The following is a 16,535-nucleotide window of genomic DNA, read 5'->3' on the forward strand; positions in this document are numbered from 1 at the left end:
CAACCTACGGGCGCTCCCATGGAGTACCGATGTTCGTAGGTTGGGCTGAGACAGCCCCATCGTCGAAGCCCAACATGGCCGGCTCCGAGCAGGGCCCTGTTGGGCTTCGCTGCGCTCAACCCAACCTACGGACGCCGATGTTTTCGTAGGTTGGGCTGAGACGGCTCTATCGTCGAAGCCCAACATGGCCGGCTCCGAGCAAGACCCCGTTGGGCTTCGCTGCGCTCAACCCAACCTACGGCCAATCCCACTAGTTGCCGGTGTTTTCGTAGGTTGGGTTGAGACGGCTTTATCGTCGAAGCCCAACATGGCCGGCTCCGAGCAAGACCCGTTGGGCTTCGCTGCGCTCAACCCAACCTACGCCCAATCGTCGGCGGACCGCCCTGACCGCGATCAATAGGCGCCTGCCGGTACTATTCCAACCCTTCGTCCAGCACCAACACTACCTTGCCGTTCACCTCGTTGCTTTCCAGGGCGGCAAAGGCGGCTTCGGCGTTCTGGGCGGTGAAGCGGCGTTCCAGGTTGACGTTCAGCTTGCCTTCGGCGAACAGTGGCCAGACCTTGGCTTCCAGGGATCTCATGGTCTTGGCCTTGAACTCCACGGAGCGGTTGCGCAGGGTCGAGCCGATGATGCGGATGCGCTTGCCAAGCACCTTGCCCAGATCCATCTCGGCCTGGCGGCCGCCCATGAGACCGATCAGCACCCAGCGCCCGTCCTGGCCCAGCAGATCCAGGTTGAGCGACGCATAGTTCGCCCCGACCGGATCTAGGATGACGTGGAAGGGCGCGAAGTCGCGCAGGCCTTCCAGATCGGTCTTGCGCAGCACCCCACCCTCGGCGCCGAGGCGCTCGCAGTGGGCCAGGCGCTCCTGGGAGCCGACGCTGACCCAGCAGGGATTGCCGAAGGCCTTGCACAGCTGGATGGCGGCCGAGCCGACGCCGCTGGCACCAGCGTGCAGCAGTACCTTTTCCCCCGGCTGCAGCGCGGCCAGGTCGAACAGATTGCTCCAGGCGGTCGCCCAGACTTCGGGCAGCGCCGCCGCCTCGATCAGCGACAGGCCGTCCGGCACGGACGCCGCCTGGCGTCCATCCACCACCACCTCGCTGGCCATGCCACCGCCGGCCAGCAGCGCGCAGACGCGGTCACCGACCTGCCAGCGCGAATCCGCGGTGGTCTCGCTGACCACCCCGGCGCATTCGAGACCCAGGGTGGCCGGCGCACCGGGCGGCGGCGGATAGTTGCCGGCCAATTGCAGCAGATCGGCGCGGTTGAGACCGGCGGCCGCCACCTTGATGCGAATTTCCCCGGGCGCCAGAGCGCGAGCGCTCAGTGACTGCCATTCCAGTTGCCCTTCGATACCTTGCAATGCGTTCACGGTGCCTCCATAGTGGCTCAGGCTTTGACGAAAAGCGCCTGCGCCGGCGGGTTCTGCGGGAGTCGAGCGGACCGGAAGACGCGGGGCTGTCACAGCCGTCCCCTCCGATCGTCGCTATCCTTCAGACCGCCGTCAGACGACTTTCGTCAGCGCCCGTCATACTTCCCCAGGCCGCGGAACCGCCCGGGCCGGGAAGGGCCTATAGCCTATTCCTTTCCGTGCATTAGTCGAATACACATGAAGCAGCTCTTGTCCCGTACCGCCCTCGTTGTCCTGCTTGGCGTCAGCGCAACGCCCCTCTTCGCCAAGCCCAACGCGCCGGTAGGCGCCGAGAAACTGCAACCCGACCGCGACCAGGTCATCGCCAGCCTCAACATCGTCGAGCTGCTCAAGCGCCACCATTACAGCAAGCCGCCGCTCAACGATGCCCAGTCGATCAAGATCTACGACAGCTATCTGAAGATGCTTGATCCCGGCCGGCTGTATTTCAATGCCGCCGATATCCGCGAATTCGACGCCGCGCGCACCCGTTTCGACGACTACCTCAAGCAGGGCAATCTCGAACCGGGTTTCGCCATCTACCGCCGTTATGCCCAACGCATGACCGAGCGGCTGAACTACGGCCTGGGTCTGCTCAACGCCGGTATCGGCAAGCTCGACTTCACTGTCGACGAATCCTTCAACACCAATCGCGAGAAGGCGGCCTGGCCGGCGGACACCGCCGCATTGGACGATCTCTGGCATCGCAAGCTCAAGGACGAGGTCCTGCGCCTGCGGCTGTCCGGCAAGACCGACCCGCAGATCCAGCAGCAGTTGACCAAGAGATACAAGAACCAGCTGGCACGCCTCAACCAGACCCGCAGCGAAGACGTCTTCCAGGCCTATATCAACGCCTTCGCCGAGTCCTATGACCCGCACACCCAGTACCTCTCGCCGGAAAGCGCCGAGAATTTCGACATCAACATGAGCCTGTCGCTCGAAGGCATCGGCGCGGTACTGCAGAACGACAACGACTACGTGCAGATCCTGCGCCTGGTCCCGGCTGGCCCGGCCGACAAGTCCAAGCAGATCGCGCCGGCGGACAAGATCGTCGGTGTCGCCCAGGGCGATGGCGAGATGGTCGATGTCATCGGCTGGCGTCTGGACGAGGTGGTCAAGCTGATTCGCGGACCCAAGGGTTCCAAGGTGCGGCTGGAGATCATTCCGGCGAGCAACGCGCCGAACGACCAGAAGACCAAGGTGGTCGCCATCACCCGCGAAGCGGTCAAGCTCGAGGAACAGGCCGCCCAGAAGCACGTGATCGACGTTCCTCACGAGGGCAAGCACTACAAGCTCGGGGTGATCAACGTGCCGGCCTTCTACCTGGACTTCAAGGCCTACCGCGCGGGCGATCCGAACTACAAGAGCACCACGCGTGACGTGAAGAAGCTCATCGGCGAGCTGCAGAAGGAAAAGGTCGACGGCATCGTCCTGGACCTGCGCAACAACGGCGGTGGCTCGCTGCAGGAAGCCACCGAGCTGACCGGTCTGTTCATCGATCAGGGCCCCACCGTGCTGGTGCGCAATGGCGACGGCAAGGTCGAGGTGCTGGCCGACGACGAAGGCGGTGCCTTCTACAAGGGCCCCCTGACCGTGCTGGTCAATCGGCTGTCCGCCTCGGCGTCGGAGATCTTCGCCGGTGCCATGCAGGACTATCACCGCGCGCTGATCGTCGGTGGCCAGACCTTCGGCAAGGGCACCGTGCAGACCATCCAGCCGCTCAACCATGGCGAGCTGAAGCTGACCATCGCCAAGTTCTACCGCGTCTCCGGTCAGAGCACCCAGCACCAGGGCGTGCTGCCGGACATCGACTATCCAGCGGTGGTGGATACCAAGCAGATCGGCGAAAGCGCCCTGCCCGACTCCATGCCCTGGGACACCATCCCCCCGGCGGTGAACGGCCTGAGCAACCCCTTCGCCAACTATCTGCCGGAGCTGGTCAAGCGGCATGACGTGCGGGTGCAGAAGGATCCCGACTTCATCTTCGCTCGCGAGCGGCTGAAGCTCGCCCAGGAACTGGCGGCGGATACCACCGTCAGCCTCAACGAGCAGAAGCGGCGCGCTGCACAGACCGCCCTGGACAACCGCCAGTTGGCCATGGAAAACCAGCGTCGCCAGGAGAAGGGCGAAGCCCCGCTCAAGGAGTTGAAGAAGATCGACGAGGACAATCCCGCGATCGACGACGACAAGACCAAGCCGCAGGATGACGCCTACCTGATGGAGTCCGGTCATGTAATGCTGGACTATCTGGACCTGAGTCAGACACCGCCCAAGCGCTGACATCAAAGCGTCACATCTCTGTCGTGAAATGCCCGGGGGTCGCCAAGTGCGACCCCCGGGCATTTTCGTTTCTGGGTTCTTACAGGCTTACCATGACGCTTAACGACCAGGCTGGGGTGTTGGATCGCATTCTCGCCAACAGCGAGCTGCATTCGCTCTTTCAACCCATCGTTTCGTTGAGCGAGCGGCGCATCCTGGGCTATGAGGCCCTCATTCGCGGCGCCTCCAATACCCCGCTGCACTCGCCCTTGCCCCTCTATGCCACCGCCCGTCAGGCCGGGCGCCTGTCCGAATTGGAAATCGCCGCGCGCCAGCAGTCCTGCCTGACCTTCCGCGAGCTGGCCCTGGATGGTCTGCTGTTTCTCAACGTCTGCCCGGAAACCCTGCTGGAACCGGCGCACCAGTCGGGCCAGACCCTCAAGTTGCTGCAGCGCCTGGGGTTGTCTCCCGCGCAGGTGGTCATCGAACTGACCGAGCAGGCGCCCATCGATGACTTCGCGCTGCTGGCCACCGCCCTGCATCACTACCGGGCCATGGGCTTTTCCATCGCTCTGGACGATCTGGGTGCCGGCTATTCCAGCCTCAGACGCTGGTCGGAATTGCGCCCGGACTTCGTCAAGATCGATCGGCATTTCATCGAATCCATCCACCGCGATGCGGTGAAGCGCGAATTCGTCGGCTCCATCCTGAAGATGGCCGCAGCCTCCCGCGCGCAGGTCATCGCCGAAGGCATCGAGACCCACGAAGAGTTGTCGACCCTGGCCAGCATGGGTGTCGACCTGGTCCAGGGCTATCTGCTGGGCCGCCCCAGCGCCGCGCCACCGCGGGAGATCCAGACCCTGTTGCCGGTCATGGTCAGCCGCAGTTCGGAGCTCGCCGAGGAGTCCACCACGGTCGCCGGCCTCCGGGTGGAACAGGTCGCCGTAGGCCAGGACATGCTGATCCCGGCGGTGCTGGAGCGCTTTCGTCTGCAACCCAGCCTCAATACCCTGGCGGTGGTGGATGACGACGACCGCCCAGTAGGCATCGTCCATCACCACGAGCTGAGTTCGGCGCTGCTCAAGCCCTTCGCCCACGAGGTGTTCGCCCGCAAGCCCATCGCCCGGTTGATGAACCAGGACTTCCTGGCGACCGAATCCAACCAGTCGCTGCAACAGGTCAGCCGCCTGCTCACCGCGCGGGCACGCCAGCGCATCGAAGAGGATTTCATCATCACCGAGGGCGGTCGCTATGTCGGGGTCGGTCGGGTGATGGATGTCTTGCGGCTGATCACCGAGCAGCGCATCCAGCAGGCCAAGCACGCCAATCCCCTCACCCAGCTGCCCGGTAATGTGCCCATTCAGCAGTGCCTCACGCGTTTGCTGGATCAGCAGCGCGAAGCCGTGGTGTGCTACGTCGACATCGACGGCTTCAAGCCCTTCAATGATCTCTATGGCTACGCCAAGGGCGACGAGGTCCTGCTCTGCCTGGCGCAGACGCTTTCCGAGCGCCTGGATCCGCAGCAGGATTTCGTCGGCCACATCGGCGGCGACGACTTCCTGGTGGTGCTGGGTTCGGCGGACTGGCGGAAAAGACTGAACGGTCTGATGGCGGCCTTCCAGGAGCGCTGCCGGTATTTCTATCGCAGCGAGCACCTGGAGGCTGGCTGTTTTCTCGCCTACGACCGAGATGGTCGCCGTCGCGAGTATCCGCTGTTGTCGCTGTCACTGGGGGTCGTGGAGCTGGACAAGGAGGCCGGCAAGCGAGTGGATGCCAGCGGCCTGGCCGGCCTCGCCTCGGAAGCCAAGCGCAACGCGAAGCAGGTGCCCGGCTACAGCCTGCACCTGATGCGCGCCTGACGCCTACTCCTGGTGGTGATCGGGATAGCGGTGCTCGAACACCCGCGTCACCTCGGCCGCATGCCAGCTGACGGCATCGGTCACTTGGGGCGAGCCTTCCAGCGCACCCAGGCGCAGGGCGCAATCAAAGAAGCCCTCACGGGGGATACGGGTGCCGCTCTGGCTGACCACCAGCGCACTGCGCAGCGGTCGACCCTCGCGACGATCTAGAGCGGCCAGGTATTCCAGCGCCGTGGTCAGGGTCACCATCGCCGGCTGGGGCAATCCCAACCGTTCGATGACCGAGCGATAGGTCAGAAGGCTGCGGCTACGCCGCGCGCGCTCCAGTTCATCCAGCAGGGCCAGCCAGTGCTGGCGACTGATGCGTACGCTCAAGCCGTTCAATCCCGCAGCTGATCGAGGGCGACACCTGCCGCCGGCCGCTCGTGCTTGTCAGGCAGGGCCGCCAGGGCCGCCTGCTGACTCGCGGTACGGTTATCACGCCAGGCACGGAAGCCGTCCAGCTCATCGCTGCAGGCCTTGCCGATCCAGGCCAGGACGGCGAGGTCGTCGAGCAAACCGAACATGGGTACCCAATCGGGAATGAGGTCGATGGGCAGGAGGAAGTAGACCAGGCCGCCCGCCACGGTCAGCAGCGTCTTGCGGCTGATCCCGCGGTATTGGCCACGCCACCAGGCCAGCAGCAGTTGATGGAACAGGCTCAGGGTATCGCGCGCCTCGCCGAGCTTGAGCCCCCGCTTGCTGGTCTTGCGCGCGACCCCCAGCAACAGGGCTGGCAGCCGGCCGCGGATCAGCAGCCGCTGGGCGATACCAAGGTAGCGATCAAAGTTCTTCGGCGGCTTCATGGACACCTCGAGCGGGTAAGGACGATAGGTGCGGACCTGCAGGGCACAGGGCGTCGCACACCCGGGTTTGGATCGCACCGATGTCCCAGGGTTTCCCCGGCACCATGTAAAACGCCCTGCGAGCAGGGCGTTTGGCGGAGCGAGAACCCCTTACTTCTTGGCCGGGGCCTTTTCGGCAGCGGCCGGAGCATCGGCAGCCGGAGCAGCCGGGGCGTCTTCGGCGTCCGCGGCAGCGGCGTCCTTGATGCCGAGCAGTTCCAGGTCGAACACCAGCACGGAGTTGGCCGGGATCGCCGGGCTCGGGCTCTGGGCGCCGTAGGCCAGCTCGGAGGGGATGTACAGCTTGATCTTCTCGCCGACGTGCATCAGCTGCAGCGCCTCGACCCAGCCCGGGATCACGCCGTTGACCGGCAGGTCGATCGGGGTGCCACGCTTGATGGAGCTGTCGAACACAGTGCCGTCGACCAGCTTGCCCTCGTAGTGCACGGTGACCACATCGGTGGGCTTGGGCTGCGGACCGTCGGCCTTCTTGACCACTTCATACTGCAGGCCGGAGGCGGTGGTGATCACGCCAGGCTTCTTGCCGTTCTCTTCGAGAAACTTCTTGCCGGCCTTGGCGTTGTCTTCGCTGACCTTGGTCATCTTCTCTTCGGCACGCTTCTGCAGGGCGGCGAAGGCTTCGGTGAGCTGCTGATCGGTCAGCTTCTGATCCTTCTTGCCTACCGCATCCTCGATACCCAGGGCGACGGCCTTGGGATCCAGGTCGTCGATGCCTTCCTGGGCCAGGCTCTTGCCCATGTTCAGGCCGATGCCGTAGGACGCCTTCTGGGCCGGGCTTTCCAGCTCGACCTTGGGCTTGGAGTCGCAGCCGCTCAGAACCAGACCCACCAGGGCCACCGCTGCTGCCAACCGATACTGTTTCATGTTGATTCCTTATCCGTGCGCATTGTGCGCGTTCAAATAACTGATCGAGCTTACAAGGAGACCTGCTCGCTTGCCATCGCCAGGCCTCTAAATGGCTGCAAAGGATAAGATTTCAAGCTTATGTCTGCCTGAACATCGCGTGAACGAGCGGCGGGCAGCCCCTGCGACGTCTTGTCCGGGGCACCCGAGCAGTGGCGACCGCCAGGCGTCCAGGCGCTAAACTAGCGCCTTCTTCAGTGCCAGTCAGAGACCTCCATGTTCGAGCCCAACGATCTGAATCGCCCGCCCCTCGACCTCGCCCGCGAATCGCGCAAGGCCGGTGGCTACGGCCTGCTGTACTCGGTGCTGCTGGCGATCGGCATTCTGCTCTATCACCACTGGGTGCCCAGTGCCTTCCCCGGCAGCCTGCTGCAGATGTCCCTGGCGCTGCCCGTCATCCTGTTCGCCGGCAGCGCCGTGTACTACCTCACCATGGTGCGCAAGTGCGAGCGCCTGCAGCGCGAGGAAGACGAGAAGACCGGCAAGGGCAAGACCAGACGCCGCTAGCCGCGCTGAACGTCGCCGCCCCCGCCCGGTCGATTGCAGACCACGACCGGCGCTGGAGGCGCGATGCTGACCATCACCGATCTGCACAAGAGTTATCCTACGCCCCAGGGCCCACTGCCGGTCCTGCGCGGCGTGGACCTCAGCCTGGCACGGGGCGCGAGTCTGGCGCTCATGGGCGAATCCGGCAGTGGCAAGAGCACCCTGCTGCACCTGGTCGCCGGACTCGACCGGCCTGACCAGGGCCACATCCAGGCCGCTGGCCAGGAGCTCTCCACCCTCAACGAACGGGCCCTGGCTGCCTGGCGCCGCGAGGGCATCGGGCTGATCTTCCAGCAATTCAACCTCATCGCCAGCCTGACGGTGGCCGATAATCTCGCCTTCCAGGCGCGGCTGGCCGGCCGTCATGATCCGCGCTGGCAAACCGAACTCGCCGAACGCCTGGGGCTAGCCGCCCTGCTGGAGCGCTATCCGGAGCAGCTTTCCGGCGGCCAGCAGCAACGCGTGGCCCTGGGTCGCGCCCTCGCCTCCCGGCCGCCCCTGCTGCTGGCCGATGAACCCACCGGCAACCTCGACGAAGCCAGCGGCGACCAGGCCCTGGCGCTGCTGCTGGAGCTGGTGGCCGAGACCGGCAGCAGTCTGCTGATGGTGACCCACAGCGCGCGCATCGCCAGCCATCTCGATCGCACCCTGCAGCTGGAACGCGGACGCCTTGGCGGCGCAGCCGTGGCTCGGCCATGAGGCTGCTCTTCTGGAGTCTGCACAGCCTGGTCAGCCACTGGCGGCGGCATCCCCTGCAACTCGCCGGCCTGATCGCCGGCCTGTGGCTGGCGACGGCACTGCTGATCGGGGTGCTGGCGCTCAATGCCCAGGCCCGCCAGAGCTATGCCCAGGCCAGCGCGCTCTTCGGTGCCGACCAGTCGAGTCTGGAGGCCCGCGACGGCAAGCGCTTCACCCAGGCGCTGTTCGTCGAGTTGCGCCGGCAGGGCTGGCCGGTGTCGCCCGTCCTGCAGGGCCGCCTGACCCTGGCGGAGCGCGAGGGCACCCTGCCGTTGCTGGGCATCGAACCGGTCAGCCTGCCCAGTGACCAGGGGGTGGCGGCCGGTGCCTCGCCCGCGGCCCTGTACGACTTCCTCAGTCCGGCTGGGACCACCTGGATCGCGCCGGAGACGCTGCATGAATGGCAGCTCCAGGCGGGCCAGGTGCTACACCGCGCCGACGGCCTGCCGCTGCCACCGCTGCAACCCCGGCCCGGCCTGGCGCCCGGTACCCTGGTACTGGACATCGGCCAGGCCCAGCGCCTGCTGGACGCACCGGACCAGCTCTCCCGGCTGATCCTGCCAAAGACCTTTCAGCGCGCGCTGCCCAGCTTCGACGGCGTCGACCTGCACCGGGTGGAAAACGACCAAGGCGCCGAGCTGGATCGTCTGACCGACAGCTTCCACCTCAATCTGCTGGCGCTTGGCCTGCTGGCCTTTGCCGTCGGCCTGTTCATCGTCCATGCCGCGACAGGTCTGGCGCTGGAACAGCGCCGCGCCCTGCTGCGAACCCTGCGCGCCTGTGGCCTCTCGGCCGCGACCCTGGTGCTGGCGTTGACCCTGGAGCTGGCGCTGATCGCCCTGGTGGCCGGCGCCCTGGGGGTTGCCAGCGGCTATCTTCTGGCGGCGCTGTTGCTACCCGATGTGGCGGCCAGCCTGCGCGGTCTCTATGGCGCCGAAATCGCCGGCAGCCTGACCCTGAGTCCGGCCTGGTGGCTGGCCGGCCTCGGCCTCAGCCTGGGTGGGGCCCTGCTGGCCGGTGCCGATGGTCTGTGGCGTGCGGCGCGGCTACCGCTGCTGGCCCTGGCCCAGGGCGAAGCCTGGCGCGCCGCCCATGGTCGCTGGCTCAGGCGCCAGGCCCTGGGCGCCCTGCTGGGGGGCCTGGCAGCGTTGGCCCTATGGCTGGGCGGCAACAGCCTGGCCAGCGGCCTGGCCCTGCTCGGCTGCCTGTTGCTGGCTGCTGCCCTGGCGCTGCCGCCGCTGCTGAGCGCCCTGCTGGATCTCTTGCTGAAGCGAGCGAGGCGCCCCCTTTCACGCTGGTTCCTGGCCGATGCCCGGCAGCAACTGCCCGGTCTATCCCAGGCGCTGATGGCGCTGCTGCTGGCCCTGGCGGCCAATGTCGGCGCCGGCAGCATGACCGAGGGTTTTCGCCGCACCTTCGATGGCTGGCTCGACCAGCGCCTGGCCGCCGAACTCTACTTGCGCCCGCAGGATGCTACCCAGGCAGCGGCCCTGCTCGACTGGCTGCCCCGGCAACCCAGCGTCGGCGCGGTGCTGCCGGTGTACGAACTGGAGACGGGCATTCAAGGCCAGCCGTCCACCCTGAGCGGTATCCTGGACGCTGATCTCTATCGTCGACACTGGCCGCTGCTGGATGCCGGTGGCGAGGCCTGGACGCCCTTCTTCGCCGGCGACGGCCTGATGCTCAGCGAGCAACTGGCCCGCCGCCTGGGCGTGGTCAAGGGCCAGCGGGTAGAGCTGCAGGGGAGCCAGGGTCGCTGGTCCGCCCCGATATTGGCCACCTACGCCGACTATGGCAATCCGCGCGGTCATGTGCTGCTGTCCCAGGCACGGCTGCGGGCGCTGTGGCCGGAGGCCACCCTGGTGCGCATCGTCGTTCGCATGGCGCCCCCACAGGTAGAGGCCTTGCGTAGCGAGCTGCAGCAGCGCTTCGGGCTGGACACCAGCCATTCCATCGACCAGGGGCAGTTGCGTCGCTATGCCGATCAAGTCTTCGAGCGCACCTTCAGCGCCACCGCGGCGCTCAACGCTCTGACCCTGGCGGTAGCCGGCCTCGCCCTCTTCATCGCCCTGCTCGGCCAGGCGCAGCGGCGTCTGGGCCAGCTCGCGCCGCTCTGGGCGCTGGGCATCGAGCGTTCACGACTGATCCTGCTCAGCCTGGGGCAACTATTGGGGCTTGCCCTTCTTACCCTGGCCCTCGCCATGCCGCTGGGCATCCTGCTGGCCTGGTGCCTGGTGGCGGTAGTGAACGTCCAGGCCTTCGGCTGGCGACTGCCCCTGCAGGTCTTTCCAGGTCAACTGCTGGCGCTTTCTGCCATTGCCCTGCTGGCGACCCTCCTGGCGGCCGCCTGGCCGTTGTTGCGGCTGCAGCGCAGTCAACCACTGGATCTGCTGCGAGAACTCGGCAATGAACGCTAGGGCCCTGCTGGTCGCACTCCTGCTGCTCACCGGTTGCGACAAGCAGCCGGCATCCGAGGGCTTCGCCGGCCTCGGCCAGGGCAGCGAAGACTTCGCCCTGGTGGTACCGGGCAAGGTGTTCAGCTTTCCCGCCGATCACGGTCCCCATCCGGATTTTCGCATCGAGTGGTGGTACGTCACCGCCAACCTCAGCGATGCCGAGGGCCATCAGTACGGCGTGCAGTGGACGCTGTTCCGCAATGCCCTGCGCCCCGGCGCCGACCAGCCCGGCTGGGGCAACGGCAACCTCTGGCTAGGCCATGCCGGGCTCACCAGCGAAACCCGCCAGTTCTCCGCCCAGACCCAGGGTCGCGGCGGCATCGGCCAGGCCGGGGTGACGGCCGCCCCCTTTTCCGCCTGGATCGACGACTGGCGGCTGAGCGGCGACCTGACCGGGCGGGCCGAGGTCCAGGCCAAGGGTCCGGGCTTCGCCTACCGGCTGAATCTCGCCGCCACTGGCCCGCTGGTGCTCCAGGGCGAAGGCGGGGTGAGTCGCAAATCCGCCAGCGGCCAGGCGTCCTATTATTACAGCCAGCCCTTCTTCCAGGCCCAGGGCGAACTGCAGATCGAGGGCCGGCGCGTGCCGGTCAAGGGTCTCGCCTGGCTGGATCGCGAATGGAGCAGCCAGCACCTGGCTGCCGATCAACTAGGCTGGGACTGGTTTTCCTTGCACCTCGACGACGGTCGCCAGCTGATGCTCTATCGCCTGCGCCAGGCCGACGGCCAGCATTATCTGTTCGGTAACCTGATCGCCGCCGATGGCCACAACCAACCCCTGCATCCCGGCGATATCCGCCTGGCACCGGAGTCCACCTACAGGGTAGCCGGACGCGAGGTGCCGGTACGCTGGTCCATCACTCTGCCGGGGCAGCAGCTCGACCTGCGCATCGCGGCGATCAACCCCGATGCGTGGATGGCCCTGGGTACGCCCTACTGGGAGGGACCGGTCAGAGTGGAGGGCAGCGCCAAGGGGGTGGGCTATCTGGAGATGACGGGGTACTGACAAGGGCAGCGGGACGCACCCAGGAGACCGCCACCCCGGAACTCCCGGCCCCGCTCCCGCCTCGAATCCATACCTGTCCCTGCCGTCACGCAGGGCTCCTTAGCGTGATAACCGAGGTTTCTCGATGAATGTCAAAGAGCTGAATCAGCAGATCAAGGCCGGCGCGGTCAAGGAAGTCAATCTGGTGTCCATGGAAGGTGGCTCCTATGTCATCCATGCGCTGGTGGACGGCACCTCGGTACCGGTCGCCGACGACAAGGGCGCGACCCTGCACGTGGCCTCGGTGGAAGAAGCCCGGCGTATCCTCGACGACGTCAAGGATGTTCGCCTGTTCATCGCCCAGCCGGCGGTCTATGAAGAGATGGTGGGCCAACCGGTGAGCGACACGGATTCGCGCGAAGAGATCCCGCTGCGCTCGAAGATCGAAAATCGCTGATTCGCCGTCCCCTTCCGTCGCCGGCAGCCGACGGCGACCTTGCCTTGCCCTGACCTAGACGCCACGAACTGGCGTCATCCCCCAACGATGTGTCCGTACAGCTCACCTGCTCCAGGCAAGTTGTTATATTATAACAATTGCACTTTCGCCTGAGGATAACGCCATGTCCGTCGCGACGCCTGGCTACGCGCCTGTTCGCTCCAATGAAGAAATCGCCTGCCTTGCCGGGGCCAAGGCCGCCCTGCATACCTGGGCCGCGACCGTGGCCACCCGCGAGGTGGAAGCCATTCTCGCCCTCTATGCACCCGACGCCATCCTGGTGCCTACCCTCTCCAACGAAGTCCGGGACTGCGAGGACAGCCGACGCCAATACTTTCGCAACTTCCTCGCCAACGAAGGGCTGGTGTGCGATGTGCAGATCTTCAAGAAAAGGGTCAGCAGCACGCTCGGCACCGTGGTCGTCGGCGGGCTCTATGTCTTTCACTATCGGGAAGGTGAGCAGGTCATCAGTGTCCCCGCGCGCTTCCTCTTCACCTTCGAGCAGATCGAGGGTCGCTGGCTGATCACCGGCCACCATTCCTCCCGAGAGGCCTGACCTAAAGCGGTTGCATTTTGTAAAACTGCAACCCTTGCTGAATGTGCGCGAGTTCGAAATCCTGTATGGGTGACCCGGGCCCCTCTGACGGCGTGTGCCGCCATGTCGAGTCATAGTCTTGCAACTTGACTAAGGAGGGGCTCATGAACGCCCTGCATGCATTCTTCTTCGCCGACTTCCTCGGCACCGCCACCTGGATGTGGCTTACCTTCTTCACCGTCGTCATCGCCCTGCTGGCCTTCGACCTGGGTGTCCTCCACAAGGAGAACAAGCCCATCGAGGTCAAGGAGAGCCTGCTGCTGTCCGCCGGCTACATCACCGCGGGTCTGCTGTTCGCCCTCTTCGTCTGGCAGCTCAAGGGCGCCGATGCCAGCCTCGACTACGTCACCGGTTTCCTGATCGAGAAGTCGCTGTCCATGGACAACGTCTTCCTCATGGCGGTGATTTTCGGCTTCTTCGCCATTCCGCGTGAGTATCAGCACCGGGTGCTGTTCTGGGGCATTCTCGGGGTGATCGTGCTGCGGGCCATCATGATCGGCCTGGGCGCCGCCCTGATCCACAGGTTCGACTGGATCCTCTATGTCTTCGGCGCCTTCCTGGTGATCACCGGGGTCAAGATGCTGTTCGCCAAGGTGGACGAAGAGCCCAAGCTCGACGACAACGCCTTCATCAAGTTCCTGCGCAAGAAACTACGGGTGACCGATGAGCTGCATGGCCAGCACTTCTTCGTGCGCCAGCCCGATGCCAGCGGCAAGACGGTGCTCTGGGTGACGCCGATGTTCCTGGCGCTGATCGTGATCGAGTGCGCCGACCTGGTGTTCGCGGTGGACAGCGTGCCGGCGATCTTCGCCATCACCCAGGATCCCTTCATCGTCTACACCTCCAACGTCTTCGCCATCCTGGGCCTGCGCGCCCTGTACTTCGCCCTGGCGGCGATGATCCACCGCTTCGCCTATCTCAAGTACGCCCTGGCGCTGGTACTGGTGTTCATCGGCTGCAAGATCTTCCTGGTGGGCATCATCGGCAAGATCCCGCCGGTGATCTCCCTGAGCGTGACCCTGGGCCTGCTGGCCGGCGGCGTACTGGTCTCGCTGTATAAGACCCGCGGCGAAGCCAAGCACACCGCCGCCGGTCAGGAATCACGCGATTCGCTGAATCGGCCTTCGTGAACAGGAGCAGTCGACCATGAACACCAGAGTCATCCTCAGTCTTGCAGGCATCCTCCTGCTGCTCGGCCTCGGCGGTTGCGACAGCGCGGAGAAGGCGGCGGACAGCTTCGCCACCAAGGTGGAAGAAGCCGCCCGCGAACAGGCCCGGGAAACCCTGGGCGGGACCTTCGACGAGCTGAACAAGAAGGTCGACGAGGCCCAGAACCAAGGCCGCGCCTGGCTGGATCAGCACCGGCCAAAGCAGGAAAAGGAAGAGGCAACCCCACCCCGAGCTACCAAGTCAGTGGAGGGCGTCGAAGCCTAAGGCTTTGGTCGCAAGAGCGTGTAGGTCGGGCTGAGACAGCTTCATCGTCGAAGCCCAACAGGGCATACATTGAGCCTGGGCGCTGTTGGGCTTCGCTGCGCTCAACCCAACCTACGGTGTTCCTTTGGGAGCACGGATCGTAGGTTGGGCTGAGACGGTTCCATCGTCGAAGCCCAACAGAGCTTGTATCAAGCCTGGGCTCTGTTGGGCTTCGCTAACGCTCAACCCAACCTACGGTGTTCCTTTGGCAGCGCGGATCGTAGGTTGGGCTGAGACGGCTTCATCGTCGAAGCCCAACAGGGCATGCACCGAGGCTGGACTCTGTTGGGCTTCGCTGCGCTCAACCCAACCTACGGTGATCCCTGAGGGCAGCCTGAGGCTCAGTGCACCGCCACGATCTCCTGGCGGTGCACCTTGCCCTCCACCGTCACCGCCACCTCATCACCCTCCTCCCGACCGAGCAGAACCTGCCCCAAGGGGGCGCGGGGCGAGATCACCAGCACCTCCTGGCCGTCCAGCCTGACCTTGAGCCCCGCCGCATCCGGGCCAAGGAACAGCCAGCGGCTGGCCGTCGGGGTGGTCAGCTCGATCAGGGCACCGACGCGGATACCATCGGTCATGGCCACGGGCGTCAACGCCCGGTAGGCGGCCAGCGCCAGCTCGATCTCGTGCAGGCGGCGGCGTTGGCCGTCGGCCAGATAGGCCGCCTCCAGACCACGAGTGTCGTACTTGTTCTCGGCCTTGCTTTCGCTGTGGGTAGCCGCTTCGTGACTGGCCGTCAGCTGTTGGCTGATGACGTCGCGGTCGGCTTCCAGTGCCTGAAGAATGAGGGTGAGCAGTCGTGCCTTGTCCATGAACCGATCGCCGGGCAAAGGGTGCGAGCCTAAGGCCTAACGCCGCATCCTGCCAGCACCCTGATGCGCCTGTCCGCCCGCCAGAACCCGCGCGCGGCCCATTGGTCAGTACAAGGCAGAATGTAACAGGACATAACAGATGCGCACCCGTACCGGACTCACTCTTCTGGCCCGCGGCGGCTATGCCGCCCGTGGCCTCGTCTACCTCATCATCGGCGTGCTGGCGCTGCTGGCCGCACGGGGCTCTGGCCAGCCGGCGGACAGCCATGACAGCCTGGAAGCCCTGCTCGCCCAACCCTTCGGCCACTTCCTGGTCGGCCTGGTGGTGGTCGGCCTGGTGGCCTTCGCGGCCTGGCGCATCCTCCAGGCCATCCGCGATGTCGATGACCATGGCAGCAAGCCCAAGGGCCTGGTGATCCGCGCCGGCCTACTGGTAGGCGGCATCACCTACGGCGCCCTGGCCTTCTTCGCCCTGGGCCTGCTGGTCAGCGGCCTGCGCCAGGGCGGTGGCTCGGGTGGCGACACCAATGACTTTCTGCAGATGCTGCTCAGCTGGCGCTATTCCAACCTGCTGGTGTACATCGCCGCACTGATCCCCCTGGGAGTGGGCCTCGCGCATTTCGTGAAGGGCTGGAAGGCCAGCTTCGAGCGCTATCTCGAAGCCAGTCCGGAACAGCTGCGGCTGATCCGCCCCATCGGTCGCTTCGGCCTCATCGCCCGTGGGATAGCCTTCGTCGAGATCGCGGTGCTGCTGGTGGTCAGTGGCTCGCGCTATCAGGCGCTGCATCCGCCGGGCATGAAGGACGCCCTGAACGGCCTGCAGAATCTGCCCTTCGGCGGACTGATCCTGTCCGTGGTCGGCCTCGGCCTGATCGCCTTCGCCTGCTACAGCTTTGCGGAAGCCTGGTGGCGGCGCATCGAGATGGACCTGCCGGATGTGGGCGGGTCATTGCGCCAGGTATTGCCACGCTAGACCGGCGCCAGACATCAACGCCTGGCGCGCCAGTCCGAGCGGGATGGACGATAACCTGATGGCCGTCAGCGCAACGGCCTAGCCATTAATCGGCAATCGCCCCACCTCGGTATGGCGTAC

The 16,535-nt window shown here is 65.5% G+C and carries 16 protein-coding genes; 11 read left to right on the top strand and 5 right to left on the bottom strand.

Annotated features, from left to right (window positions below):
• Window positions 1-413: 413 nt before the first annotated feature.
• Window positions 414-1,376: an NAD(P)H-quinone oxidoreductase gene (locus NRG74_RS08455; protein ID WP_026084048.1), complete on the bottom strand. Its 963-nt coding sequence runs from the start codon at window positions 1,374-1,376 to the stop codon at window positions 414-416.
• 237 nt (window positions 1,377-1,613) lie between these two features.
• On the opposite strand from NRG74_RS08455, the gene NRG74_RS08460 reads away from it, so the two are divergent.
• Together NRG74_RS08460 and NRG74_RS08465 are read left to right on the top strand one after the other, a co-directional pair.
• Window positions 1,614-3,695, top strand: coding sequence for a carboxy terminal-processing peptidase (locus NRG74_RS08460; RefSeq protein ID WP_017642781.1), 2,082 nt, complete (start codon window positions 1,614-1,616; stop codon window positions 3,693-3,695).
• A 92-nt stretch (window positions 3,696-3,787) separates the two neighbouring features.
• Entirely contained in the window at window positions 3,788-5,533 is a 1,746-nt protein-coding gene (locus NRG74_RS08465; RefSeq protein ID WP_257706276.1) for a bifunctional diguanylate cyclase/phosphodiesterase, read from the top strand.
• 3 nt (window positions 5,534-5,536) lie between these two features.
• On the opposite strand, the gene NRG74_RS08470 is transcribed toward NRG74_RS08465, so the two are convergent.
• From NRG74_RS08470 to NRG74_RS08480, 3 genes are all read right to left on the bottom strand, one after another.
• On the bottom strand, window positions 5,537-5,908 hold the full coding sequence (locus NRG74_RS08470) for a hypothetical protein (protein WP_184290902.1): 372 nt from the start codon (window positions 5,906-5,908) through the stop codon (window positions 5,537-5,539).
• Between the two features lie 5 nt (window positions 5,909-5,913).
• Window positions 5,914-6,378 (bottom strand): YkvA family protein, encoded by a 465-nt coding sequence (locus NRG74_RS08475; RefSeq protein WP_017642778.1) that lies wholly within the window; start codon window positions 6,376-6,378, stop codon window positions 5,914-5,916.
• 150 nt (window positions 6,379-6,528) lie between these two features.
• The gene (locus tag NRG74_RS08480) at window positions 6,529-7,302 is read right to left on the bottom strand and encodes an FKBP-type peptidyl-prolyl cis-trans isomerase (protein ID WP_017642777.1); all 774 of its coding nucleotides are present in this window, start codon (window positions 7,300-7,302) and stop codon (window positions 6,529-6,531) included.
• A 255-nt stretch (window positions 7,303-7,557) separates the two neighbouring features.
• Between NRG74_RS08480 and NRG74_RS08485 the strand changes: the two genes are divergently transcribed.
• From NRG74_RS08485 to NRG74_RS08520, 8 genes are all read left to right on the top strand, one after another.
• Entirely contained in the window at window positions 7,558-7,848 is a 291-nt protein-coding gene (locus tag NRG74_RS08485) for a hypothetical protein (RefSeq protein ID WP_017642776.1), read from the top strand.
• Between the two features lie 63 nt (window positions 7,849-7,911).
• Window positions 7,912-8,586: an ABC transporter ATP-binding protein gene (locus tag NRG74_RS08490; protein ID WP_231356297.1), complete on the top strand. Its 675-nt coding sequence runs from the start codon at window positions 7,912-7,914 to the stop codon at window positions 8,584-8,586.
• Window positions 8,583-11,042: an FtsX-like permease family protein gene (locus NRG74_RS08495; RefSeq protein ID WP_184290906.1), complete on the top strand. Its 2,460-nt coding sequence runs from the start codon at window positions 8,583-8,585 to the stop codon at window positions 11,040-11,042. The genes NRG74_RS08490 and NRG74_RS08495 overlap by 4 nt, the downstream gene beginning before the upstream one ends.
• Window positions 11,032-12,084, top strand: a complete 1,053-nt coding sequence (locus tag NRG74_RS08500) for a lipocalin-like domain-containing protein (RefSeq protein ID WP_184290908.1) — start codon at window positions 11,032-11,034, stop codon at window positions 12,082-12,084. Before NRG74_RS08495 ends, NRG74_RS08500 begins: the two co-directional genes overlap by 11 nt.
• Window positions 12,085-12,208: 124 nt before the next feature.
• Entirely contained in the window at window positions 12,209-12,520 is a 312-nt protein-coding gene (locus NRG74_RS08505; RefSeq protein ID WP_017642772.1) for a DUF6482 family protein, read from the top strand.
• 163 nt (window positions 12,521-12,683) lie between these two features.
• Window positions 12,684-13,115 (top strand): DUF4440 domain-containing protein, encoded by a 432-nt coding sequence (locus tag NRG74_RS08510; protein WP_017642771.1) that lies wholly within the window; start codon window positions 12,684-12,686, stop codon window positions 13,113-13,115.
• Window positions 13,116-13,258: 143 nt separating this feature from the next.
• The gene (locus NRG74_RS08515) at window positions 13,259-14,284 is read left to right on the top strand and encodes a TerC family protein (RefSeq protein ID WP_257706277.1); all 1,026 of its coding nucleotides are present in this window, start codon (window positions 13,259-13,261) and stop codon (window positions 14,282-14,284) included.
• 16 nt (window positions 14,285-14,300) lie between these two features.
• Complete coding sequence (locus tag NRG74_RS08520) at window positions 14,301-14,588, top strand: hypothetical protein (RefSeq protein ID WP_257706278.1); 288 nt, start codon at window positions 14,301-14,303, stop codon at window positions 14,586-14,588.
• A gap of 380 nt (window positions 14,589-14,968) precedes the next feature.
• On the opposite strand, the gene NRG74_RS08525 is transcribed toward NRG74_RS08520, so the two are convergent.
• Window positions 14,969-15,442 carry a GreA/GreB family elongation factor gene (locus NRG74_RS08525; protein WP_026084046.1) on the bottom strand — a complete coding sequence of 158 codons (474 nt, stop codon included), beginning with the start codon at window positions 15,440-15,442 and terminating at the stop codon, window positions 14,969-14,971.
• 139 nt (window positions 15,443-15,581) lie between these two features.
• On the opposite strand from NRG74_RS08525, the gene NRG74_RS08530 reads away from it, so the two are divergent.
• Window positions 15,582-16,415 (top strand): DUF1206 domain-containing protein, encoded by an 834-nt coding sequence (locus NRG74_RS08530; protein WP_257706279.1) that lies wholly within the window; start codon window positions 15,582-15,584, stop codon window positions 16,413-16,415.
• Window positions 16,416-16,535: the final 120 nt, after the last annotated feature.

It is taken from the genome of Pseudomonas oryzihabitans, from assembly GCF_024652905.1.
GTDB lineage: Bacteria > Pseudomonadota > Gammaproteobacteria > Pseudomonadales > Pseudomonadaceae > Chryseomonas > Chryseomonas benzopyrenica.